The sequence below is a fragment of the Acidovorax facilis genome (assembly GCF_050626955.1).
Taxonomy (GTDB): Bacteria; Pseudomonadota; Gammaproteobacteria; order Burkholderiales; family Burkholderiaceae_C; genus Acidovorax; species Acidovorax facilis.
The window spans coordinates 5,304,180-5,325,620 of record NZ_CP192460.1 but is presented as its reverse complement, the minus strand read 5'-3'; the positions used below and the strand labels follow the sequence as shown (position 1 = coordinate 5,325,620).

Here is a 21,441-nt window from a genome sequence, read left to right as displayed (position 1 = left end):
CAACCGCCGCGAAAGCCCGCGCTTACTTGGCCGCGCCCGTGGCGTGCGCCACAAACTGCGCCACGGCCAGCATGTCCTTTTCGCTCATGCGCTCGGCATACGAGGGCATCACGCCGATGCCTGCCTTGAGCGCACGCAGTACACGGCCGGCGTCGGGTTTCAGCTCATCCAGCACCGGGCCCACCTGGCCCTCGGCACCGGCGGCCTGCAGCGTGTGGCACACCGCGCAGGCGGGCTGGATCTTGGTGAACAGCTCCTTGCCGCGCGCCAGCTCGGCCGGCTCGGCGGCCCAGCTGGCACCCGCCCACAGTAACGCTAGCCCTACCAGCAAACCGCCTTGCGGCATCCGATGCCGTCCGATAGCGGCGCGCACCCACGCCAGTGCCACCGTGGAACTGGCTCTGCCAGGCCACGGGTGGCGTCCCCCCTTCGGGGGGAAGGCGCAAAGCGCCTCAGGGGGGAGCGATGTCATGCCACGGTCACGGTGACGGCGTGGTCGCGCCAGCTGGCGTTGTTGTAGCCGCCCAGGTTTTCCTCGCGCTGCTCGGCCTGCACATTGCCCGCCGTGTCGGTGGCGCGGCTCGCCAGCACATGGGTGCCCGCCTCCAGGCGCACGGGCAGCGCAAACTGCCGCCAGGCAAAGGGGCCCAGGTCGGGGCCGATGAGCTTGGCCGCCAACCAGGTCTTGCCGCCATCGGCCGACACCTCCACGCTCTTGATGCCGCGCGTGCCGCCAAAGGCCACGCCATGTACCTGCACCTGTCCGGGCTTGAGTGCGCCTTTGTCCGGCAGCGGCCCATTGATCCAGGACTTGACGCCCATCTCCCACACCGAAGGCTGGTCGGGACTGGCCTTGCTGCCGGGCGGCGACATGCGGTAGCCGTGCGACATGATGCGCGCCTGCGACTGCGCGCTGGTGAAGGCCACGCGCTTGACGTACTTGATGTTGTTCACGCCCTGGTAGCCCGGCACCACCAGCCGCAGCGGGCCGCCGTGCGCCAGCGACAGCGGCTCGCCGTTCATCTCCCAGGCCAGCAGTGCGTCGTCCATCGCCTTCACGGGCACCGAGCGCTCCACCAGCACGGTGAGTGGGTCCACACCTTCGGGCAGTTTCTCGCCGCCCGTGCCGGTCAGGTAGGCAGCACCATCGGCCAGCCCGCCCAAGGCGGCCACCACGTTGCGCAGTGGCACGCCGCTCCAGACCACACAACCGGCAGCGCCCACCGACCAGGGCGTGCCGCTGGGCTTGCTGGGGAAAAAGCCCCGGCCATTGCCCGAGCACTGCAGCACGGTGGCCACGGTTTCCACGCCCAGCGTCTTGAGTTCGGCCAGGGTCAGGCTGCGCGGACTCTTGACCCCTTCGATCGCCACGGTCCAGGCATCGCGGTTGTCCAGGATGGCGGCGTCGGGCGCGGGCAGGTTGTTGCGCACATACAGCTGGTTGGACGGCGTGATGACACTGGTGCCAAACGCGGAGCGACGGGTTTCGAGAGTGCTGCTGCTGTGCACGATCAGCGCATCCGGTGACTTCCATCCTGCATACGCGGGCAGCGGCTTGGCAGCGGCTGCGGCCTGCTGGGCACGCGCACCGCCGGCCCATCCAGCCAGGCCCAGCGCGCTCAGGGCAGCGGCACTTCCGGCCAGCATGTGGCGTCGCGGCAGGGTCATCGAATCTTTCATGGAAACGTCTCCAAATAATGGGATGGACAAAAACTCTTTGTTGCCCCCGCCCACCCGGCAGGCACAGGGGATCGGGCCAGCCCGCATTCTGTGCGGGAGCTCTGCGCGCCGCACGTACGGCTTCGTTAGCAGAAGTAACAAGAACAAAAGATCAGAAACATTCGTACGCAGGGGGGGGGGGCCCTGGGCATATTCGCGGTTTGTTTTGGGGAGAGGAACCGCGCAATGAACATCACCAGAAAATCGACCCGCGGCCCGCTGGGACTGCTACTTGGCTTATGGCTGTGTTGCAGCGCCGCCCAGGCCCAGCTGACGGCCATCGTGGCCGTGGAGCCCACGGCCCGCAAGGCGGCGCACTCCATCCTGCGCACCTCCGCCGAATCGGGCCTGTCGAAGGCAGCTGGCCAGCCCGTGGCACTGACCACCAGCGACGACCTGGCCGACGTGATGCGCGCCACGCGCAGCGCGGGATATGACATCTTCATCGGCCCTGCCCAGGTGGCTGCGTCCGCGTTGCAACGCGGCTACGAGCTGGTGGGCGCCACGCACAAATCGGACAGATACCTGCTGGTCGGGCTGCAGCAGATCGCTGCGGTGCCTGCCATGAAAGGCCGACGGCTCTACCTGCCCCAGCAGGATTCGGTCTACACCTACATGGCGCGCGGCATGCTCAATGAGGCGGGGCTGTCGTTCCAGGACCTGCGCGCAGTGCAGTACGAGAAATTTCCCCAGGCCGGCCTGACAGCCCTGACTCTGGGCACGGCGGATGCCACTGTGGTGCGCGAGGACGACTGGGCCGAATGGTCGGCAGCGCACCCCGGCCTTGCGCGGGTGCTGGCTACATCGCAGCCGGTGCCAGGCGGGTTCTCCATCGTGGTGAAAAAAGACCTGCCGGCGGATGCGCGCAACAAGCTGGCCCAGTGGTTCAGCGCGTCGTCCTCCGCCAGCGGCCTGCCGCCAGCCTCCGTGCGCCCGGAGGCCGTTGAGTACCGACGTGTGGCCGAGCTGGGGCTGTTCACCCCCACGAGCCTGCCTGGGGTGAAGCGCATCACTGCGCGCGAGGCCCAGACCCTGCTGGTGCAGGGCGCCACGCTGGTGGACACCCGCACCGAGAAGGAATTCAAGACCAAGCGCATCCGGGGCGCCGTGTTTGCAGCGTATGTGGAAAAGAGCCTCAAGGACGTGGCCTTCAATGCCGCACAGGATGATTTCCAGGCGCTGGACAAGCTTCAGGGCCTGGACAAGGCCAAGCCGGTAATTTTTGCGTGCAATGGCGCCGAATGCTGGAAGTCCTACAAAGCTGCCAAGGTGGCCACAGCCAAAGGGTTCCAGTCGGTGTACTGGCTGCGGGGGGGACTGCCCGAGTGGGACGAAACGGGCCTCCCGACCGAAGGTGGCTAGGAGCCAGCGCAGGGTCTCTGGCCCCTGTCCTTACAATTGGTCGCTTCTCAACACCCAAGGGCGCGCAAGGCGCCCTTTGTATGGAAATAGCAATACTGTTCGCCCTCATCCTTCTCAACGGCCTGTTTGCCATGTCCGAGATCGCTCTGGTCACGGCCCGCAAAGCCCGGTTGCAAAAGCTGATTGATGAGGGCGATAGCGGCGCCGCCGCTGCCGTGAAGCTGGGCGAAGACCCCACGCGTTTTCTCTCCACCATCCAGATCGGCATCACATCGATTGGCGTGCTGAACGGTATCGTGGGTGAGGCCGCCTTGGCTGGGCCCCTGGCGTTGTGGCTTGAAGCACTGGGCGTTCCCATGCCTTTTGGCAGCTACGCGGCCACCGGCCTGGTGGTGGTGCTGATCACGTATTTCTCTATCGTGGTGGGTGAACTGGTGCCCAAACGCATCGGCCAGTCGTACCCCGAGACCTTCGCCCGCCTGGTGGCGCGGCCCATCAACTTTCTGGCGCTGGCCACCAAGCCGTTTGTGCTGCTGCTGTCCACCTCCACGCGCACGCTGCTGCGCCTGATGGGTGTGAAGGAAACCAGCGGCAGCCCGGTGACCGAAGAAGAGATCCACGCCATGCTGGTGGAGGGCACCACTGCGGGCGTGATCGAATCGCACGAGCACACCATGGTGCGCAATGTGTTCCGGCTGGACGACCGTCAGATCGGCTCGCTGATGGTGCCGCGTGGTGATGTGGTGTGTCTGGATATGGATGCGTCGTTTGAAGACAACCTCAAATGCATCGAGGAATCCGACCACGCACGCTTTCCGGTGGTGCGCGGCGGCATGGACAACATCCTGGGCGTGATCAACGCGCGCCAGTGGCTGTCGCGCACGCTGCGCGACAAGGCGCGCGGCGGCCTGGCCGACCAGCCGCTGCAGACAGCGCTGTATGTGCCCGAAACCATCACGGGCATGGAACTGCTGGACAATTTCCGCCTGTCGGACGTCCACATGGCGTTTGTCATCGACGAATACGGCGAGGTGCAGGGCATCGTCACGCTGCAGGACCTGATCGAGGCCATCACCGGCGAGTTTCAGCCGCGCGACCCGGAGACCTCCTGGGCGCTGCAGCGCGAGGACGGCAGCTGGCTGCTGGACGGCCACATCCCCGTGCCCGAGCTGAAAGACCGCCTGAACCTGGATGCCGTGCCCGAGGAGGAACGCGGCCGCTACCACACGCTGAGCGGCATGATCATGCTGCTGACTGGCCGCCTGCCCAAGGTGACCGACACCGTGCAGTGGGAGGACTGGAAGCTGGAAGTGGTGGACATGGATGGCAAGACCATCGACAAGATCCTGGCCACGCGCCTGACCCCCGAGGAAAAGGCCGAAGCAGACGACAACGGCGCGGGCTGACCTGGCCCCTCCATGGGGCACCGTCTCCGCCACCGCCAGGGCCCGCCCTGGCGTTCCCTGCGGGCAAAGCGGCTCAGCCGCTCAGCGGGCGTTCGGGTCGTCGTCAACGAAAACGGTGAGCACCCCGGTGTAACCATACAAGTGGTGGTGCGCAATTTCCCCACCGGCAAAGAACCCGGCCAGCGGCACGTCACCCAGCGCGTGGCGCACGATCTGCAGCTCGGCGCTGGGCCCGCCAAAATGCGGGCCGCCCCGGCCCGAGCAGCTCACATAAATAGCCCCACAGATTCGCCGCCCTGCCTGGGGCGCCGCGCTGGCGCCTGAGGCGCTGTTGGCAGCGGCCATCTCGCCATCCGCGCTGGACGACGACACCAGCCACGCGGGCTCCAGCTCTTCGGGCGAGAGTTCTTCGCGGATCTCGGCGCAGATGCGCATGAGGTCGGCACGCGCCGCTGCCACGTTGCGCTGACAGAACGCCAGGTGCATGCCCGGCTCCACATGGTCGGCCAGGGCCACGCCCCGGCGGCTGCCGTCCAGCCCCACGATGTGGCGCACGCGTGTGTCGGTACCAAAGTGGCCCGTGCGGCGCTGGCCCTGCGGCTGTTCGCCCGCGCTGACCAGCCCGGCCAGCGTGGCGCGCACCTTGCGCAGCGCGGGCTGTGGGTCGCCACCATCCAGCGACACCTGCAGCGTATCGAGCAGCACGTCCAGCGCGGGCTCGCCATCGAGCGCGAGCACCACGTTGTCCTGCGCGGCGGTGATCGTGCGCAGCGTGCCCACGGGCTGGCAGCCCTGCGTAACGCGCGACACCAGCGCCACCCCGGCACCAAACGCCACGCCCGACAGGCCACCGTCAAACACCCCGCTGGCACCGCCCTGCCCGGCCATGTTGCCATCGCCACCCACGGCAAACTGCACACTGCTGGTGCGGCTGGCAGAGAGGCCACCAAACAGGTAGCCCGTGTCGGTGCGTGCAGCCATCTCGGTCAGCAACTCGGCCAGTTCGGGCGTGCGGCCATCGGCATGCACCAGGGCGGTATGGGCCACAAACCCACTGCCCGGGTGTGGCGCATGCGTGGGCAGCGGCGCCACGCCCGAGAACACGCGGTACTGGTCTGCGGGCACATCCAGCAGCATGACCGACAGCGCGGGCTCGTCAAAGTACTCGGCGTTGTTGGCCGACACGCCCACCCCCACGGTGCCGCTCCAGTCGGTGACCTCGGGCAGTTCGCCGCTCAGGTAGTCGAGCAGCGCCTGGGCGTCGTTGCCATAGTGGTCGGTGATGTAGAGCAGGCCCAGGGTGGGCGCAGCAGCGTAGTCGGGCAACGCCATCTGGGCGCGCAGCTGCGCCAGCACCAGCGCGGCGGCCATGCGCCATTGGGGGTGGGTGGCATGGCCAGTGGGAAATAGTTTCATGGTGGTGATCTCCATGCCAGGGCGGTGGCGGGCAGATATTGCACCACCTGCGGGTTGTCACACCCGCCCACGTTGGCGTCAGCCCGCTCGCTTGCGGGCGGCTGGGCTGCGGGTGCTGCTGCTGGCCTTCTTGGCGGCGGGTTTTGCCGGGGTTTTGCGGGCTGCAGGCTTCTTGGCAGCGGCGGTCTTCTTGGCGGTGCCCGATGCAGCGGCGCGCTTGGCACCGCCCTGCATGGTCTGCATGCCCTTGGCGGCAAACTGGCTGGCCATTCCGGTCGCCGTCTTCAGGGCTTCTTTGGCAAGGCCCGTGGCCATGTTCTTGGTGGTGTCGATGGCGGTCTGCTTGGCCGCATCCTTCATGGCGTTGGCGGCGATCTGCTGGAACTGACCGGTGAGTGCACCCCACCACTGCATGGGGTCCACCACGGTATGCGCGGCAGCGGCCGACGCCTTGCTGCCTTTTGTTTTGGCCTTGGCAGGCGGGGCGGCGGGTTCGGCGTCATCACCCTCGTCTTCAGCTTCTTCTTCGGCAGCACTCACACGTCCCGTAGCGCGGGCAGCGGCACCAGCCACAGCCTCGGCGGCGCCCGTCACGGTGTCGGCGGCTTTCTGTACGCCGCTCATCACGGTGTCAGCCGTCTTGAGCTTGAAGGCGTTGGCCACGTCCCCCATGCTGAAGTTCATGCCCTTCAGGGTGGCCAGGGTCATCTTCTGCACTTCCAGCGCCTGGATGGTGGCGGCCAGCGCGCGCGAGTTCTGCTCCAGCCAGAACTGCACGGCCTTGAGTTCGTCGATGCGCTTTTCCAGCTCTTCGACGCTGATGGTGGGCGCCACCCAGTTGCTGAGGTTGGGCAACTGCGGAATGCTGCTGGACGCCCCCTTGGCCAGGCTCTGCAGAAAGTCAAAACCGGGGACAAGTTTGCCGAAACCGAAATTCGATGTATCGCTCATGGCCGCTCCGCAAGAGGTGGGTCTGTGGTGGAGTCACAGCTTACTCCAATGCGTTGCGCAGGCGAAGCGGCCGCAGATGCGGAGATGTCAGTGTTTATGCCCATTCATCATGGTGCCTGCGGTGGCACCACCGGGTGCTGCCGTGCCCACGGGCACGGTGAGGTCGAGCTTGCTTTCCACGCCCTTGGCGTCCTGAAACACCAGGGTGAGTGGCACCGAAGCGCCTTTGGCCAGCGGAGCCTTCAGGTCCAGCAGCATGACGTGGTAGCCACCGGGCTTGAGCTCCACCGTCTTACCCGCAGGCAGGTCAAGCGCAGGCACGGCGCGCATCTTCATGATGTCGCCTTCCATCTTCATCTCGTGCACTTCGGTGATGCCCGCAGCGGGCGACTCGGCGCGCACTAGGCGGGCGCCGTCCTGGGCGGTGAGGCGCATGAACGCACCGGTGGCCTTCTGGCCCTGCACGCTGGCGCGCGCCCAAGCACCTTCGACTTTGACAGCGGCGGTCTGTGCCCATGCGGGGGCGCTGGCGAGTACAGCGGCCAGTGTGGAAACCAGGGCGGCAGTGTGAAGCAGTTTTTTCATGATGGATGCCTTTCGGTGAGTGAGAGAACGAGAAGAAGCGAAGAAGGGAAGAGGGAAGGGAAAACAGGCCGTGGGCCGGACTGTCAATGATGGTGGGCAGCGGCGCCACCCGTGGGCAGAATCTCCAGCGCTGCAGCGGGGGACTTCAGGTCCGAGAGTTTTTGGCCCGCCTTGGGCACTTCGGTCCAGTCGTTCTTGCCTTCGGCGCAGACCTGGCGCACCGGCCAGTACACGGTGCCTGCCTGCTCCGGCGCCTGGGCCACGAGCACGAACTCGTCGTAGTGCGCACTTTGCAGCATGTCGTCCGGCGTCTTGGCCGTCCAGGTCACACGCACCACGTCTTCGGTGATGCTGCGGCCGTGGCTGGTATAGGGCTGGGCGAGCTTTTCGCGCTGTACATCGAGCGTCCAGCCCGGCTTGGGCATGGGGCGCGCGCCGCGCATGCCCGCCGGGATGTCCACCGCAATCTGCCGCGTGGGCGACGCACCGCAGCCGTGGCCCACCTTGAATGTGGCCTTGTAGCCTGCGCCCGCCGGGGCGACCTGGTATTCGAGCACCACATGGGCGGATGCAGAGCCAAAAAGGCCTCCTGCGCCTGACAGCAAAGCGATTACAGCTATCTTTTTCATAGTATTGAGAGGCATGGGATGTATTCCTTTCAGAGACTGACCTTGAGCTCAGCGAGGTAGGTGCGCTGCGGGTAGGGGTGGAAGTTCCAGAACTGGTAGTTGTTCAGGTTGTCGATGCCCACGGCCGCGCTGACCTGCTTGGTGATCTGGTAGCGCACGCGCACGTCAGTGGTGAAGTAGCGGCTGGCGCCCTGGTAGGCAAAACCGTTCACATCGGTGTTGTCCAGCGTGCTGTACTGCTTGCCGCTGTAGCGCGCGCCCAGGGTGTACGACCAGGTGTCGTCGGGCCGGTACGTGGCCACGGCGCTGGCACGCCACTCGGGGATGCGAGGTTGCCATTTGCCCACGCTGGCAGGGAACTTGTCGTTGCGGGTGATCTTGGAGTCCGTCCAGGTCAGGCTGCTGCCCAACTCCAGCCCGCGTACGAAGACGTTGGCAGCCTGGTACGACAGCTCAATGCCACGGGTAGCGATGGCGTCCACGTTCTGCACGTTGGTCACGTTGGGTGTGACGAGCACATTGGTCTGGGAGTACAACGCGTCTTTCGTGCGCTCAAAGAACGCTGTGAGGCGCAGCAGGCCATTGCCCATATCGCGCTCGGCGGTCAGCTCGGTGGTCCAGCTTTTTTCAGGCTTCAGGTTCGGGTCGTTGTTGATCAGCGTGCCGCTGCCACTGATGCCACCCTGGTACAGCTCGGACACGGTAGGCATGCGCACCGCACGGCCGGTAGAGGCCTTGAGCACCCACAGGTCATTGGCCTGGTAGGCCACCGCAGCCTTGGGCGACACATAGGTTTCGTTGCGCTCGGGGTGGCCCACGGTGGTGGTGGCGTTGCCGGTCTGGCCGTTGCTGGCGCTCCAGCGTTCGGCGCGTGCGCCGAGCACGGCCTTCCACTTCGGCGCGATCTTCCAGGTGTCTTGCGCCCACAGGCCCAGCAGTTGGGTGTCGCCGTTGAAGGCCTGGGTGCGGGCGCCTGCAGCGCCGTTGATCCAGTTCGTCGTGGCGTTCTCCACCGTTCGCAATTGGTAGCTGTCGCGCTGCAGGCCAAAGTCCACGATGTGCGCGCCCTGCACCCCATCGGGCCGCCAGGTGCCTTTGGCGGCCAGCGTGTTCCAGCCCGTGCCCTTGTTGTTGACGATGCGCCCTGCCCCGCCGTTGAGCGCTGCAGGCAGCGCGACGGTGGCAGCGCGCAGGGTGTCGGTCTGGTAGTCATACAGGCTGGCGGCCACCTCCCAGTCGAACGCGCCCTTGGTATTGCTCTTGACCGAGAGCCCGTGCATGAAGTGCGTGAGGTCTTCGTTGGAGACGTTGAAGTCCGTGGGCGCCAGCGCAAACGAGCGACCGTTGATGTTGACCGTGCCGCCGTACACCGCATTGCCATTGGCGTCGCGCAGGTAGCTGGTGGGGCGCCCCTCGGATTCGTTGTGCCACCAGCCCAGGGTGTAGGCCGCACGCACGGTGGGCGAAAAGTCGTAGGCGATCTTGGCCTTGATGTGGTCTTGCTGCGTGTGGTACTGCGTGGCCGTGCCCAGCAGGTACCAGGGCTGGTTGCTGCGGTTGAGCCCAGGCACCGCGCCCGTCACCGGCGTGCCCGCATTGCCCACGGTACCAGCGGACACGAGGCGCGTGGGGAAGGTGAGCGGCTGGCCTTCGCTGTCGGTCTTGTTGAAGTTGAGGAACCAGGACCAGTCGCCGTTCTTGTTGCCGACGGATGCGCTGACCTGCTTGCCAGCGTAGGTGGCGTTGGTGCCGTACAAATCGAACGGCTGATGCTGAACGCTGACCTGCCCGTGGGCCTCGAACTTTGTGGGCATGCGCGTGACGTAGTCCACCACCGCGCCCACCGAGTTGCCTGCGTAGGCGGCCGAAAACGGGCCGTAGAGCACGTCCACGCGCTCGATCTCCTCGGGCGTGACCAGCATCCAGCGCGGCGCGTTGGTGGGGCCGTTGCCCAGGTAGTTGCTGAGCAAAATGCCGTCGGCAAACACCATGGACCGCGCCGGGTTGCCCGTGCCCGAGGCGCGCGTGGACAACACGGCGTGGTTGTAGTCGCCGATGTAGCGCTTGCGCACCAGCAGGCTGGGCAGGTACTTGAGGGCGTCTTCGCTGTCGGTGGCGTTGATCGAATGCTCGATCTGCTCGCGCGTCACGCCCTCGATGGTGGTGGGAATCTGCGTGGGCAGCGAGGTGGGCTGGCCGCCGCTGATGGTGACAACGCCCAGTTCCTTGACGGGGGCATTGCTGTTGCCGGCGCTGTCGACGGTCTGGGCCAACGCGGAAACACCCACGCAGAGTGCGAGGGGAAAGGCACTGGCCACGGCCAGCGCCATGCGGCTTTTGCGCATGGGAACTCCTGAATTTCAAGCCAAATAGGCTGTCAGCGCTTATCTATCAAGCGCAAACAGCTATTAAAAATATAGCGATTTCAGGAGAAGGCCGGGGGCCCACGCGGCGGCAGCGGCGCGGCGGTGCGCGCAGCAATGTGCGCGGCAGGGATGGGGCGCAGGGCATGCGCCAGGGGGTGGACCACAGGCAGCTGGGCCTGCGACACGGGAGGCGGAGCGCCGACATGCGCGCAGAGGGGGCAGTCCAGCGTGTGGCTGGACATCTCCTTGGCACCGTCATCGGTCTTGACCAGCAGCTTGATGGCGCCCGAGCCCGAACAGATCAGTTCCATCGCCTGCGGATTGACCAGCGGCGACGCCACCGCCACCCCGATGGACAACACAAACCACGCCAGCACAAGGCGGGCGAGCCAGCGAAGGCTGCGAATGGTTTGCAGGGAGGGCATGGGTGCGAATTGTAGGGGGCCTGGGTGCGCACCCCTTGACCGGGGTCATCTGCGCGACGGACTGCGCCCCCGCCCCCACCTAGGATGCGTGCTGCATTCACCACCACAACGGAGACGCCACCATGCTCACACTCTGCGGCTTTTCGGCCAGCAACTACTACAACAAGATCAAACTCGCCTTGCTCGAAAAGGGCCTGCCCTTCACCGAAGAACTGGCCTGGGTGGGCGAGACCGACCGCAGCGCCAGCCCGCTGGGTAAGGTGCCCTACCTGCGCACGCCCGAGGGGCCGCTGTGCGAATCGGCCGTGATGGCGGACTACATCGAGGCAGCCCACCCACAGCCAGCGCTGATCCCTGCCAACCCCTACCAGGCCGCCAAGGTGCGCGAGCTGATCACCTTTCTGGAGTTGCATCTGGAGCTGGTGGCACGCAACCTGTATCCCCAGGCTTTTTTTGGCGGAACCGTGAGCGACACCGCCAAGGAAAAGGTGGGAGCGCAGCTTGAGAAAAACATTGCCGCCTTCGGTCAGCTTGCGAAGTTCAGCCCCTACGTAGGCGGCGACGCCTTCACCCTGGCCGACTGCGCAGCCATCGTGCACCTGCCGCTGGTCAGCTCGGCCACCAAGATCATCTATGGCCGCGACTACCTGGCCGATCTGCCTGTGCGCGAGTACCTCACGCGCATGGCAGAGCGCCCCCACGTGCAGCGCGTGAACGCCGATCGCAAGACCAACACCGCTGAAATGCTGGCGCGGCCGCCCAAGCGCTAAGACCCTGTTCTAAACCCGCCCCAGGCGCTGGGTCTTCATCCCTTGACCTTGGTCAACCGAGGTCATCGCGCACAAGCGCACCATGCAGGTATCCGATCACCCTTGAGGAGACACTGCATGGACAAGACCCAGGCCGCCCCATTCCGCCAACAATTGCTGGCCCAGCAATCCGAGCTGCTGGCCCAGTTGGCCGCGCAGCGCGGGGGCGTCATCGGCCGCGCCGAGGCCGCTGCCGACCACTTTGGTCAGCCCGAGGACCCGCGTGCCCAACTCGCCACCGAGCGTGAACTGGAGTTTGCGCTGGACGAGCGCGAAACCACCCACCTTGCCGCCGTGGAAGCCGCTTTGGCCCGCATTGAAGCGGGTACTTACGGCGAATGCACAGACTGTGGCACCCACATCACCGCCGCACGCCTGCACGCCACCCCCGAGGCCGCACGTTGCGTGCACTGCCAGGAAAAGGCCGAGCAACACCGCCGTGCTGCGTAAGTTCGCTCACGCATTCAGGCCCCTTTTCCCTTCTTTCCCCGTTTTTTTCGTCACTTCAAGAAAGCCGATTCATGAGCACTTTTCACGCCGTTGTCTGGATGGACCAGTCCGAAGCCCACGTGGTGATGTTCGACCGCGAGCATGCCGAGGCCCAGCGCATCAAGTCCCGCAGCCACCACAAGCACCAGGGCAAAGCCGACGACCTCACCGCTTTCTTTGCCGACGTCGCCCAGGCCTTGGCCGACACGCGTGAAGTGCTGCTGGCTGGCCCGGGCCTGGTACGCAACCAGTTCCGCGACTGGGCGGCCAAGCACCATGCTGCGGTGGCCGATGTGGTGGTGGACTCTGTGGCTGCAGACCACCCGACCGACGCCCAGCTAGTGGCCATGGCGCGCCAGTATTTCAAGAAATTTGACAACATGGCCGCCGACCCGTCTGTCGCCTGACAGGCCTCCAGGCCGCGCCCGCAGCGCAGCCTTGGCTGCTATCCTTTACGGGATGCGCAGCCTCTTTCACCTCGCCTTTCACGTCACCGACCTGGATGCCGCGCGCCGCTTTTATGGCGGCGTGCTCGGTTGCCAGGAAGGCCGAAGCACCGATACCTGGGTGGACTTCGATTTTTTCGGCCACCAGATCTCGTTGCACTTGGGCCCCCCGTTTGCCAGTGCCCGCACCGGCCATGTGGGCGACCACTTGGTACCCATGCCGCACTTTGGCGCCATCATGGAATTGCCCGACTGGCATGCGCTGGCCGCACGGCTGAAGGCCGCCGGCACCACCTTTGTGCTGGATCCGCAGGTGCGCTTTGAGGGCCAGCCCGGCGAACAGTGGACGATGTTCTTCCACGACCCCAGCGGCAATCCGATCGAGATCAAGGGCTTTCGCTCACTGGACGCGGTGTACGCATCGTGAGCTACACCTTCGCGTCCGCCACCATCCTGCTCCTGCTGATCACCGATCCGCTGGGCAACATCCCCATCTTTGCCAACGCCCTGCGCGGCGTGGCGCCCGAGCGCCGGGCGCGGGTGATCCTGCGGGAGGTGCTGATTGCGTTTGCGCTGCTGCTGGTGTTTCTGTTTTTCGGGGCTCAGTTTCTGCAGGTGATGAACCTGAGCGATTTGTCGTTGCAGATTGCGGGTGCGGTGGTGCTGTTTCTGATCGCGCTGCGCATGATTTTTCCGTCGGCTGACGGCCCACAGGCGGAGCTGCCGGGCGAACCCTTGATCGTGCCGCTGGCCATCCCTGCCTTGGCGGGCCCCTCAGCGCTCGCCACTGTCATGCTGCTGGTGGCCCAGGCGCCGGAACGCCGCTGGGAATGGGTGGGCGCGCTGTGCGTCACCATGGCCGTGTGCGCCGTGGTGTTGCTGATGGCAGAACGCATCCAGCGCCTGGTGGGCGAACGCGTGGTGATGGCGTTTGAACGCCTGATGGGCCTGATCCTGGTCGCCATCTCGGTAGAGATGCTGATCCGGGGAATCAAGCAGCTCGCGCAGCAGCTGTAGCCGCCCCGCGCACGCAAAACTGATGGAGGGCGGGCCAAGGCCGCCCCCCCGGAGCACTGGCATGCGCCCGCAACTGCAGAGCGCAACCGGTGTGCGGTCTCAACGGCGTTGCAGCAGCGGGATCGAACCCAGTGCGAACACCGAGTTGGGCACGCCCACCCGCGCCATCAAGGGGCGCGGCTTGGCGCTCAGCTTGGGGCGAGGGGCTGCAGGGGCCATTTCCTCGGCCACCACACCCTTGGCATGCTGCTGCGCCACAAGGTCTTGCAAAGTCACCGACTGCAAGTACTCCATCACCCGTGCGTTGAAGGTGGACCAGAGTTCGCCCGTCATCGACTTCACTTGCGCAGCCTGGCCGGCACCCAGGCTTTGCAGATCGTCGGTCTTGAGGTTCTCGACCGCCAGGATGATCTCGGCCACTGAGATCTGGTCTGTGTTTCGGGAAAGGGTGTAACCGCCACCCGGGCCGCGTGTGCTGTCCACGAGCCCGGCACGGCGCAAGGCGCTGAACAGCTGCTCCAGGTACGACAGCGAGGTACCCTGCCGGGCGCTGATCGTCGAAAGCGCTACCGGCCGCATCTTCTGGCGCAGCGCCAGGTCGGTCATTGCCGATACCGCAAGTTGTCCTCGGGTGGTAATCCGCATCGTTGCTACTCCTTGTGAACGTTGACAGTTCCAGACCGCAGCACCAATGGCTGCGGAAAGGGGCCAAGCGTTCAATGTAGGCGGTTTAATACTTCGCGTATATTCGTTTTATCAACGTTGATTGATCGTTTTTTACGAAGCATTTATCACCATGAACTTCAAGCATCTGCGGTATTTCTGGACGGTTGCAAAGGCCGGAGGGGTGATGCGGGCAGGTGAGCAGCTGCACACCACGCCCCAGACGCTTTCTGGGCAGATCAAACAGCTGGAGGAATGGCTGGGCCACGACCTCTTTCGCAAGCGGGGGCGTGGGCTGGAACTCACCAGCGAGGGTCGTGTCGCCCTGGGTTACGCGGAGCAGATTTTTACGCTGGGGGACGAGCTGGAAAAATCGATCCGCCTCTCCCGCGGCCACGCCAAACCGCTGGAATTTCGCGTAGGGGTTGCAGACTCGATCGCGAAGTCCGTGGCCTATCACCTTCTGGAACCCGCCTTGGGCATGCCTGAACAGGTGCACATGACCTGCCAGGAAGGAAAATTTCCAGAACTCATCGCCCAACTGAGCCTGCACAAACTCGATCTGGTGCTGGCCGATGAACCCGTTTCCAAAAAAATCGGCGTCAAGGCGTTCAACCACCCGCTAGGAACCAGTGGTATGAGTTTTTTCTGCGCTCCTGGCCTGAAGGCGCAGCTACAGGGTTCCTTTCCCCAATGCCTCCAGGGCGCCCCCATGCTCATCCAAGGCCCTATGTCTTCCGTGCGCCAACAGCTCGATCACTGGTTTAACAAATACCAGTTGCAGCCACGGCTCGTGGGTGAGTTCGACGACAGTGCGTTGATGAATGCTTTCGGCCGCGAAGGCCGTGGGGTTTTCACGTCCCCGACCGTTCTGGATGAGGAAACCACCGCACAGTTTGGTGTCGAAGTGATCGGCCGCACGACGGAACTGGTCGAGGAGTTTTTTGCGATTTCTGTGGAGCGACGCATCACGCACCCCTGCGTGGCAGCAATCACCAAGGCAGCCAAGGCAGATCTGTTCGGGAAATGAGTTTGCCGGGTGCCACCCGCGCAGGACTCCATGATCGAAGGCCTCCAGGCGGGCTCAGGAACGCCGAGGGTCAGGTTAAGGCAGCTTTTGCGGCCTCTCAACAAAACGCGGCCTCAGGCAGCCTGCTCATGGAGTTGCTGTGATGAGCCCTGCATCAAACACCAAGGCTCCCCCGATATGCCCAGGGCCAAGCCCTCGTTTGTGAAAACATGCCATGCCGGATGACGGCGACATGAAAGGCCATTTGCCGGGTTGGAAGAAATCACCTGGCAAGCCAGAGTGCCAATCCCGCACGGTCCGAGAGGCAGAAACAAAAACGCCCACTGTGTAGTGGGCGTTTTGTTCAGCAGAGGCCTGCCATGTTGGTTATGAGCTCTAGGCTGATGAGAACATATCTTACGTTTTCAATTGACTAGTAATGATGTAAAACGTTGAATACACATGGAATTTTGACGATTCCGGTCGGTGCAGAACGCGCCGCATTTCAACGATTGAGACCTAATGGACAACGGACCCTGGATTTTCGGCGGTCAGGACGGACAGGCTTTTGAGGCCTTTGGGCTTCCAGCGTCGCTGCATCCTTTGCTTGAATGGGCTAGCCGACTAAGGCTGACTCGTCCGCTGCTTGCGGTTCTTGATGCATCAAAAACCGGCGCCAATCCTGAGTACGTCGGATCAATCATTGAGTACTTGCGCCAGCCCGTACCGTTGAAGATTGCCTCGGCATGGGCCGACGAATCCGAGCCGGCTTCGGAGTTGTACCGGCTCATGGAATCCTTGTCAGCATCCCCAACCGTTGCCCGTCTGTATCCATATTTGCCTCCGGCCCAACAGGTGGCCGCGCAGCTTCCGCGCGGCACACTGCGCGAATTCGCCCTCCTCGCGCTGTGCGTGCCCAGGGCCTATCACCCTGACGCAGCCGCCCACCTTCGGTTGGAGACATTTCGAACCTGGACGTTCATCCAGTTCATCGCAGCCATCTATGAGGGATCCGAGCCGGACAAACGGCTCGTCGAGGTGTCGTGGAGCTTGCGCCAAGCAGTCTCTGGCGACTGGGATTGGCGGGATCTTTTCGCTGGGCTTCGCCCCCCCAGTGGATCACTAACTATATATAGACAGCATCTGACTTGGGAATCTGCAGCTCTGATCGGCAAGCTAGAACTGGCGTCCAACGACGGGCCCGGCGTCAAGGCGCATATCAAACTGCTCCGGACATTGCGCAGCTACTGTGAATCTGAGCCGATCCGGGCCGGCCGATCCGAAACCCTGACCGCGAAGGGTGCCTTTTCTCAATATGCGCGCTTGTCCCTCGGTCGGGTGCATCTTTGGGGAACATCCGCTCGAAGTACAGCGCCGACTGTGTTTTCTTCTAGCGAAATTATGGCGGAAGACCCCCAGCCCATCACAGGAAGATCCATCGACCAGGATGGCGGCGAAGGGACCGAATGCTGGGAAGCAAATATAGATGAGCGCCTCAATCCGGTGGCTCAGGAACATGAAGCACGTGGTGTGCTTCTCGCCACCATCGAAGACCAGCAATTCCTCCCGTTCAGTACCAACCGCCTCAATCAGTTTGAACGGGCTTGCCTGGAAAACTGGTGGCAGGCTGCAATTGCGCGAGACGCTGCCGAAAGTCTTCGTCTCTTGGGCGGACTCGTTTGGATCGCGGTCTACACGGCCAAATCCGTTCGGATGGCAGCGACCGACATCTCCTTTTCCAGTCAATGTGGGCCGGACTGGAGCATTCACCCCGACACCCTGACTTTGCAGAGACTGCCCCCCCGGCACCCCAGGGGATGGAAGGCTTCATCTGCGACATCGCAATGGCTGGAACCCCTCGCGGGCCATCTTCAAGTGCCACTTCCAGGCGAAGTTGCAGAAATCATTTCTCAGCAGTGCTCGGGGCGCCCCAAGGCAGGCGCACTGCTGAATCTTTGGCCATCGGTGCAGATCCAAGATTCTCCCGAGTCAATGTTCAACGAGGTGTGCAAACGCACGCCCGGCTTGGAACGCGTTCGCTCGGGCATGCTCGCACACGTCCTTGAACAAGGCGTATTCCAGGCGACCGGCGACCCGGTACTCGGTCGACTGCTTGCAAGCAGCTCGCGAAGTGGTCTGCCAGGTTCTTGCGCCTATGCAGCTTTTCGAACAGCGGAAGTCCACCGAGGCATGACCGCCGCGGGCCTCGCGCCGCCTCCGTTGTTCCCACAGAACGCACAGGCGCAAGAAAACATCGCCGGCAGCGAACTGAATCCGCTGGACCCATTGCTGCGCGAAGAAATTGCACGGGTACGTCAGCACATTGGCAGTCTGGCGGCTGGCCCGGCCGAGAACTGGCTAGTCCACCACAACGCGGTGACGGTCTACATGACCGCCGCAATTCTTGCCGCGACTGCAATTCGTCCGGTGTCCAGCCCATTGGAGTCCTTCGGGCAGGTCGACTGGGACGAAAGGTATTTGTTCGTCGTGGACAAAGTTGCCTCCCAACGTCATGACGGCCGGATGGTGGTTCTTCCCAGCGAGTTGGTCCGGCTCTTCCAAGACTTCTACCTGCCCCACCTTCGTCGCCTCGCTGCCTCCCTCAGCAGCCAGGATCCCTCTCTCTCTCAAGAGTTGCAGGCCCTATCTGCGGGAGCAGCCAGCACCGTGATGCCAGCACTTTTCTTCCTCAGAGAAGACCATGCACGGAAAAGCCTGCGCTGGTTCGAAGTATCTGAAGTGACGCTGGACTCGATGGAGGTCTTCTCCTGGCCGTTGCCGTGGAACCTGTTCCGACATCGGACCAGCACGAGTCTGCGCAGATTGGGTCAAGACCCCGAGATCATCGACGGCCTCCTCGGGCATGCAGAAGGAGGAACGGCTACATACGGACGGTTCTCGGCAAGGGTGAGGCTTAAGGATTTGGAGGCTATCCGCCCGGCCCTTGAACAGCTCTTCGCCGCGCTTCAGTTTGCCCCACCTCAAGCGCCTGGCTGGGATTCCACGCCCCTTGATTTTCCCGACCTGACGCCTGGCAAGACATGCCTTGAAGAGGGTGCGCAATTCGGCAGAGCGGCCCGTGAGACTCGACGCGCGAAACGCCACGCAGATGCACTGTCTGAAGCACAAAGTGAGATTCTTCGTTTTGTTGGCGAGCGACCTGTCGATTCAATCTCAGCCGACGAATGGGAGGTGCTGAGCCAACGCATGCTGCTCAACGACTCGGGCACACCGCGAGCACTCGGCTCCCTTCGATACGAAGCGCTTCAGGATTGGATTCGGCAACGCTGGTGCGCGGATGGGACTCGACCACGTCTGAAAAAGCGCTATCTGCCGGCCTTGGAGGAGCGCACGTTGCTCTCGCACCAAGCTATCGGCAGCCGCCAAAAGGTAGCTGCGGCACTTCATGCTCTGCAGCCCATTCTTGAAGCGATGGAGCTCTCCCGCACCTCGCTTCGCGAATGTTTTTTCTTTGGTGCAGTGCTCACGGTTCTTGAGTCCAGGGTGACAGAGCTACAGCTGCTCCGCGACCTACTAGCGGCCAAAAATTTTCGGCTTGTGCATTTCGATCAGTCCTACTATCTGGAACATTCCCCTGACTTGGACATCGATTCGGGCTGCGCCGTCAAACGCTACCCCATCAGTGTTACCGCAGCGAACTTCCTTGCCCGCGCCAGTACGACAAAACGTGGCCTGGACATGGGCAAGAGCAGTCCTCCCGTTGAGTGGCTAAAGCTCTGCAAAGAGATCGGGTTGCTGGCCCCGCACATAAACACCGCCACCGCAACGATCTCTGAAATCGCGCAACTGGTCCATCAAGCAAACCTTCTGGAGTTTCCCGCCTCACTTACGGCCTATCTGAATGGCGACCTCCCATCCGTCGGATTGCCGCATCGCGACTGGATCAGACTGCGGCACGGTGCGGCCGGTGATTTCGGAACATTCAAAGCATCCGGAACTGAGAGCGGCTCGGAAAATTTCGAGGATGAACAAGGCCCACCCAGGGTATCTCCAGACCAGCATGAAGTTCATCTATCCGCTCTGGTTGATAGAGATACGGCAGACCATTCGCCACCAACCGGAATGCCAGATCCCGCCATCTCACAGGAGGCAAGCAAGAAGCTATTCGGCGAGGTGCGTGCGATATTTAGAAAGCACGCCGATGCTACCGGTGGTGGGATTGGCCGCAGAAATATGGAAGCGGCACTTTGCAGGGCGCTGGATCAATACCGAGGGTCCGCCGGTAGAAGTTGCCTTCTTCTGGTGGAGTGGGTGCGGCACCTCTTACGTAGAAGCACCCGCAAGGGCACCCTTCTTCGCGTCAGTTCCGTCGACAGATATTTCAGCAGCTTGTCAATGTGCTTTCTGGCCGTCGGTTTCGACCACGATCTACTGGCGTGCGAAGAAGAAGATGTCACAGATTTCTACCTTCGTTTGATGGACGCGCGTTCGAGCATTCCAGATCCAACCGAGTCGTCACCAGAGTCCGGCTCAGAGGTAACAAGGAATGGCTACAAGACCCTCCACCTAGCCCTCCAGTGCCTGAAGGACTTCCACCAAACTATAAACGCTGCGTTCGGAGTCGAAAACCCAGATTGGTCAGAGATTTTTTCAGATGGACCGAGCTTGTTGGTATCGGCTGGCTGCATCACAGAGCGGGAGTACCTCCGCATCAATGCTTGTCTCGCGCCCATTCCGGCCCAAGCATCCGTGGGCGATCTTCAATGCGCGTTCATCAATCTGTTGATGTACCGATTCGGCTTGCGCGGGATGGAGGCCGCATGTCTGTTGCGATCTGACTGGACGGAGCCGGCACCGGACTGTGTGGTGCTCATGGTTCGGAGCAATCAATTGCGCCGGCTGAAATCGCCAGCAAGCCGTCGCCAAGTTCCACTCCTCTTTCGCTTGACGGCGCACGAGCGGTCAATCATCGAGCAATGGTTCTTGGTACGGCAAGCCACTCCGATATTGCATGACAAAGACGAACTCTTCCCGACCGAGTTTGGGCTAGATGGTTTGGAAGAGCGGCGAGGACTGCTCAGAAGAATCGGTGCTGTCATTCAACGGGTAACCCGCAACGATCAACTCAGTCCGCATCACAACCGACATACGTTTGCGAACAGAGTGGCTGAGCTCTTGGACCTCAGTACATTGAATTTGAATCCGTTTGATATCGGGAGCGCCGCACACCAGAATGCACGGCGCCTCTTACTGGGAAGTGAGGAATCAACACGCCGCTGTTCGTGGGCTGTCGCCCGACTACTGGGTCATGCACAACCAGGCACAACATTTCGAAGTTACTTTCATTTCTTTCCGAATGTGGCAAGCCGCTCCGTGCAGCTTCAGAAATTCACTCAACAGGATAGGTCCAAATATCTTCAGGAAAAATTGATTGACCTGGACAGGATCACGCTACTCCATGACTACTTAAGCACATTTGAACAAAACTCTGGCACGACTACCACAAGTCCCCTCACAGCTACGGAGGCCCTCAAATTTGTTCGGATGCTTGTTCTACGGAGAAATTTCGGCATCGCTCAGTCGGCGACAAATATCTCCGACCAAAATGCAAAGCGTCTAGAGAATTTATTGATCGAAACGGGCCGCATAGTTTCAAGAAAAAAGACAGGCTCGCACCCACTTGACTGGCTTTCTGGAATTCAACCGACACGCTGGGCTGAACTGGTACGACATACAGAGTTAGTGAAGTGGGATGAGTCCCTATCCTCCAATTTCCCGTACGCTGGCGAGGAAATCAGCACCTACATTGGTCCTTCTCGGCAGGTGCTTATGTGGAAGAAAGAGCATTTTGAATTCATGAAACAAGTCATAAACTGCTGGAAGCTTGAAAATGATAGTTTCCGAATTTTCACAAATTCCCGGGAAATGGCTCTACAAAAATTCGCTGACGACAATTCACTCCAATTAATTACAACGCAAACCTTGAAGCTCGAAGGCATTAAACTTCAAGTGGATCCAGTTCGGCGTGGATTTCCGCTAGCAAGCATTATTGATCGCTGCGCGGCGATTGGACTCAGAGGCACAGGATCTGTTCGCTCAAGTCATGAATTTATGCTAATTTTTCTTATTTCTTTGGCGTTATCGTGGTCAGCCAACCAAAGCAAGCTGACCACGTAGTCACCAAAATA

18 protein-coding genes are annotated in these 21,441 nt (G+C 62.4%); 9 read left to right on the top strand and 9 right to left on the bottom strand.

All coding sequences use genetic code 11. The features are described 5' to 3' along the window. Positions 1–22: 22 nt before the first annotated feature. Both ACQ4MJ_RS24495 and ACQ4MJ_RS24490 read right to left on the bottom strand, forming a co-directional pair. Positions 23–346, bottom strand: coding sequence for a c-type cytochrome (locus ACQ4MJ_RS24495; protein WP_055395367.1), 324 nt, complete (start codon positions 344–346; stop codon positions 23–25). Between the two features lie 122 nt (positions 347–468). Beyond that, positions 469–1,680 carry a sulfite oxidase gene (locus ACQ4MJ_RS24490; RefSeq protein ID WP_055395365.1) on the bottom strand — a complete coding sequence of 404 codons (1,212 nt, stop codon included), beginning with the start codon at positions 1,678–1,680 and terminating at the stop codon, positions 469–471. A 225-nt stretch (positions 1,681–1,905) separates the two neighbouring features. Here ACQ4MJ_RS24490 and ACQ4MJ_RS24485 point away from each other — a divergent pair, with 225 nt between their 5' ends. Further along, a complete protein-coding gene (locus ACQ4MJ_RS24485; RefSeq protein ID WP_228899135.1) occupies positions 1,906–3,081 on the top strand; it encodes a rhodanese-like domain-containing protein in 1,176 nt (391 codons plus the stop codon). A gap of 80 nt (positions 3,082–3,161) precedes the next feature. Further along, the gene (locus ACQ4MJ_RS24480) at positions 3,162–4,487 is read left to right on the top strand and encodes a hemolysin family protein (protein WP_055395363.1); all 1,326 of its coding nucleotides are present in this window, start codon (positions 3,162–3,164) and stop codon (positions 4,485–4,487) included. 81 nt (positions 4,488–4,568) lie between these two features. On the opposite strand, the gene ACQ4MJ_RS24475 is transcribed toward ACQ4MJ_RS24480, so the two are convergent. The 6 genes from ACQ4MJ_RS24475 to ACQ4MJ_RS24450 form a co-directional block, all read right to left on the bottom strand. Further along, positions 4,569–5,903 (bottom strand): FIST signal transduction protein, encoded by a 1,335-nt coding sequence (locus ACQ4MJ_RS24475; RefSeq protein ID WP_431150945.1) that lies wholly within the window; start codon positions 5,901–5,903, stop codon positions 4,569–4,571. A 78-nt stretch (positions 5,904–5,981) separates the two neighbouring features. Then, the gene (locus tag ACQ4MJ_RS24470; RefSeq protein WP_431150946.1) at positions 5,982–6,854 is read right to left on the bottom strand and encodes a PhaM family polyhydroxyalkanoate granule multifunctional regulatory protein; all 873 of its coding nucleotides are present in this window, start codon (positions 6,852–6,854) and stop codon (positions 5,982–5,984) included. An 87-nt stretch (positions 6,855–6,941) separates the two neighbouring features. Next, complete coding sequence (locus ACQ4MJ_RS24465) at positions 6,942–7,439, bottom strand: copper chaperone PCu(A)C (protein ID WP_055395359.1); 498 nt, start codon at positions 7,437–7,439, stop codon at positions 6,942–6,944. Positions 7,440–7,522: 83 nt separating this feature from the next. Next, positions 7,523–8,083 carry a YcnI family protein gene (locus tag ACQ4MJ_RS24460; protein ID WP_431150948.1) on the bottom strand — a complete coding sequence of 187 codons (561 nt, stop codon included), beginning with the start codon at positions 8,081–8,083 and terminating at the stop codon, positions 7,523–7,525. A 14-nt stretch (positions 8,084–8,097) separates the two neighbouring features. Further along, positions 8,098–10,413, bottom strand: coding sequence for a TonB-dependent receptor (locus ACQ4MJ_RS24455; protein ID WP_431150949.1), 2,316 nt, complete (start codon positions 10,411–10,413; stop codon positions 8,098–8,100). A gap of 80 nt (positions 10,414–10,493) precedes the next feature. Beyond that, a complete protein-coding gene (locus ACQ4MJ_RS24450; RefSeq protein WP_055395352.1) occupies positions 10,494–10,859 on the bottom strand; it encodes a DUF2946 family protein in 366 nt (121 codons plus the stop codon). 122 nt (positions 10,860–10,981) lie between these two features. Between ACQ4MJ_RS24450 and ACQ4MJ_RS24445 the strand changes: the two genes are divergently transcribed. The 5 genes from ACQ4MJ_RS24445 (at position 10,982) to ACQ4MJ_RS24425 (ending at position 13,620) form a co-directional block, all read left to right on the top strand. Then, positions 10,982–11,629 carry a glutathione S-transferase gene (locus ACQ4MJ_RS24445; protein ID WP_055395350.1) on the top strand — a complete coding sequence of 216 codons (648 nt, stop codon included), beginning with the start codon at positions 10,982–10,984 and terminating at the stop codon, positions 11,627–11,629. A gap of 117 nt (positions 11,630–11,746) precedes the next feature. Beyond that, positions 11,747–12,118 (top strand): TraR/DksA family transcriptional regulator, encoded by a 372-nt coding sequence (locus ACQ4MJ_RS24440; protein WP_055395348.1) that lies wholly within the window; start codon positions 11,747–11,749, stop codon positions 12,116–12,118. Between the two features lie 71 nt (positions 12,119–12,189). Next, complete coding sequence (locus tag ACQ4MJ_RS24435) at positions 12,190–12,564, top strand: hypothetical protein (RefSeq protein WP_121421387.1); 375 nt, start codon at positions 12,190–12,192, stop codon at positions 12,562–12,564. Between the two features lie 52 nt (positions 12,565–12,616). Next, a complete protein-coding gene (locus ACQ4MJ_RS24430; RefSeq protein ID WP_431150951.1) occupies positions 12,617–13,030 on the top strand; it encodes a VOC family protein in 414 nt (137 codons plus the stop codon). Further along, on the top strand, positions 13,027–13,620 hold the full coding sequence (locus tag ACQ4MJ_RS24425) for a MarC family protein (protein WP_055395343.1): 594 nt from the start codon (positions 13,027–13,029) through the stop codon (positions 13,618–13,620). The genes ACQ4MJ_RS24430 and ACQ4MJ_RS24425 overlap by 4 nt, the downstream gene beginning before the upstream one ends. Before the next feature lie 99 nt (positions 13,621–13,719). Here the strand turns inward: ACQ4MJ_RS24425 and ACQ4MJ_RS24420 are convergent, their stop codons facing one another. Continuing rightward, positions 13,720–14,265, bottom strand: coding sequence for an Rrf2 family transcriptional regulator (locus tag ACQ4MJ_RS24420; RefSeq protein WP_431150953.1), 546 nt, complete (start codon positions 14,263–14,265; stop codon positions 13,720–13,722). A gap of 151 nt (positions 14,266–14,416) precedes the next feature. Between ACQ4MJ_RS24420 and nhaR the strand changes: the two genes are divergently transcribed. Further along, on the top strand, positions 14,417–15,313 hold the full coding sequence (gene nhaR, locus ACQ4MJ_RS24415) for a transcriptional activator NhaR (protein WP_176887295.1): 897 nt from the start codon (positions 14,417–14,419) through the stop codon (positions 15,311–15,313). A gap of 501 nt (positions 15,314–15,814) precedes the next feature. Then, complete coding sequence (locus ACQ4MJ_RS24410; RefSeq protein ID WP_431150954.1) at positions 15,815–21,430, top strand: hypothetical protein; 5,616 nt, start codon at positions 15,815–15,817, stop codon at positions 21,428–21,430. The last annotated feature ends 11 nt before the right edge of the window (positions 21,431–21,441 follow it).

Coding starts and splice junctions, on each gene's coding strand:
- ACQ4MJ_RS24495 (WP_055395367.1), bottom strand. CDS start 346: ATGCCGCAAGGCGGTTTGCTGGTAGGGCTAGCGTTACTGTGGGCGGGT.
- ACQ4MJ_RS24490 (WP_055395365.1), bottom strand. CDS start 1,680: ATGAAAGATTCGATGACCCTGCCGCGACGCCACATGCTGGCCGGAAGT.
- ACQ4MJ_RS24485 (WP_228899135.1), top strand. CDS start 1,906: ATGAACATCACCAGAAAATCGACCCGCGGCCCGCTGGGACTGCTACTT.
- ACQ4MJ_RS24480 (WP_055395363.1), top strand. CDS start 3,162: ATGGAAATAGCAATACTGTTCGCCCTCATCCTTCTCAACGGCCTGTTT.
- ACQ4MJ_RS24475 (WP_431150945.1), bottom strand. CDS start 5,903: ATGAAACTATTTCCCACTGGCCATGCCACCCACCCCCAATGGCGCATG.
- ACQ4MJ_RS24470 (WP_431150946.1), bottom strand. CDS start 6,854: ATGAGCGATACATCGAATTTCGGTTTCGGCAAACTTGTCCCCGGTTTT.
- ACQ4MJ_RS24465 (WP_055395359.1), bottom strand. CDS start 7,439: ATGAAAAAACTGCTTCACACTGCCGCCCTGGTTTCCACACTGGCCGCT.
- ACQ4MJ_RS24460 (WP_431150948.1), bottom strand. CDS start 8,083: ATGCCTCTCAATACTATGAAAAAGATAGCTGTAATCGCTTTGCTGTCA.
- ACQ4MJ_RS24455 (WP_431150949.1), bottom strand. CDS start 10,413: ATGCGCAAAAGCCGCATGGCGCTGGCCGTGGCCAGTGCCTTTCCCCTC.
- ACQ4MJ_RS24450 (WP_055395352.1), bottom strand. CDS start 10,859: ATGCCCTCCCTGCAAACCATTCGCAGCCTTCGCTGGCTCGCCCGCCTT.
- ACQ4MJ_RS24445 (WP_055395350.1), top strand. CDS start 10,982: ATGCTCACACTCTGCGGCTTTTCGGCCAGCAACTACTACAACAAGATC.
- ACQ4MJ_RS24440 (WP_055395348.1), top strand. CDS start 11,747: ATGGACAAGACCCAGGCCGCCCCATTCCGCCAACAATTGCTGGCCCAG.
- ACQ4MJ_RS24435 (WP_121421387.1), top strand. CDS start 12,190: ATGAGCACTTTTCACGCCGTTGTCTGGATGGACCAGTCCGAAGCCCAC.
- ACQ4MJ_RS24430 (WP_431150951.1), top strand. CDS start 12,617: ATGCGCAGCCTCTTTCACCTCGCCTTTCACGTCACCGACCTGGATGCC.
- ACQ4MJ_RS24420 (WP_431150953.1), bottom strand. CDS start 14,265: ATGCGGATTACCACCCGAGGACAACTTGCGGTATCGGCAATGACCGAC.
- nhaR (WP_176887295.1), top strand. CDS start 14,417: ATGAACTTCAAGCATCTGCGGTATTTCTGGACGGTTGCAAAGGCCGGA.
- ACQ4MJ_RS24410 (WP_431150954.1), top strand. CDS start 15,815: ATGGACAACGGACCCTGGATTTTCGGCGGTCAGGACGGACAGGCTTTT.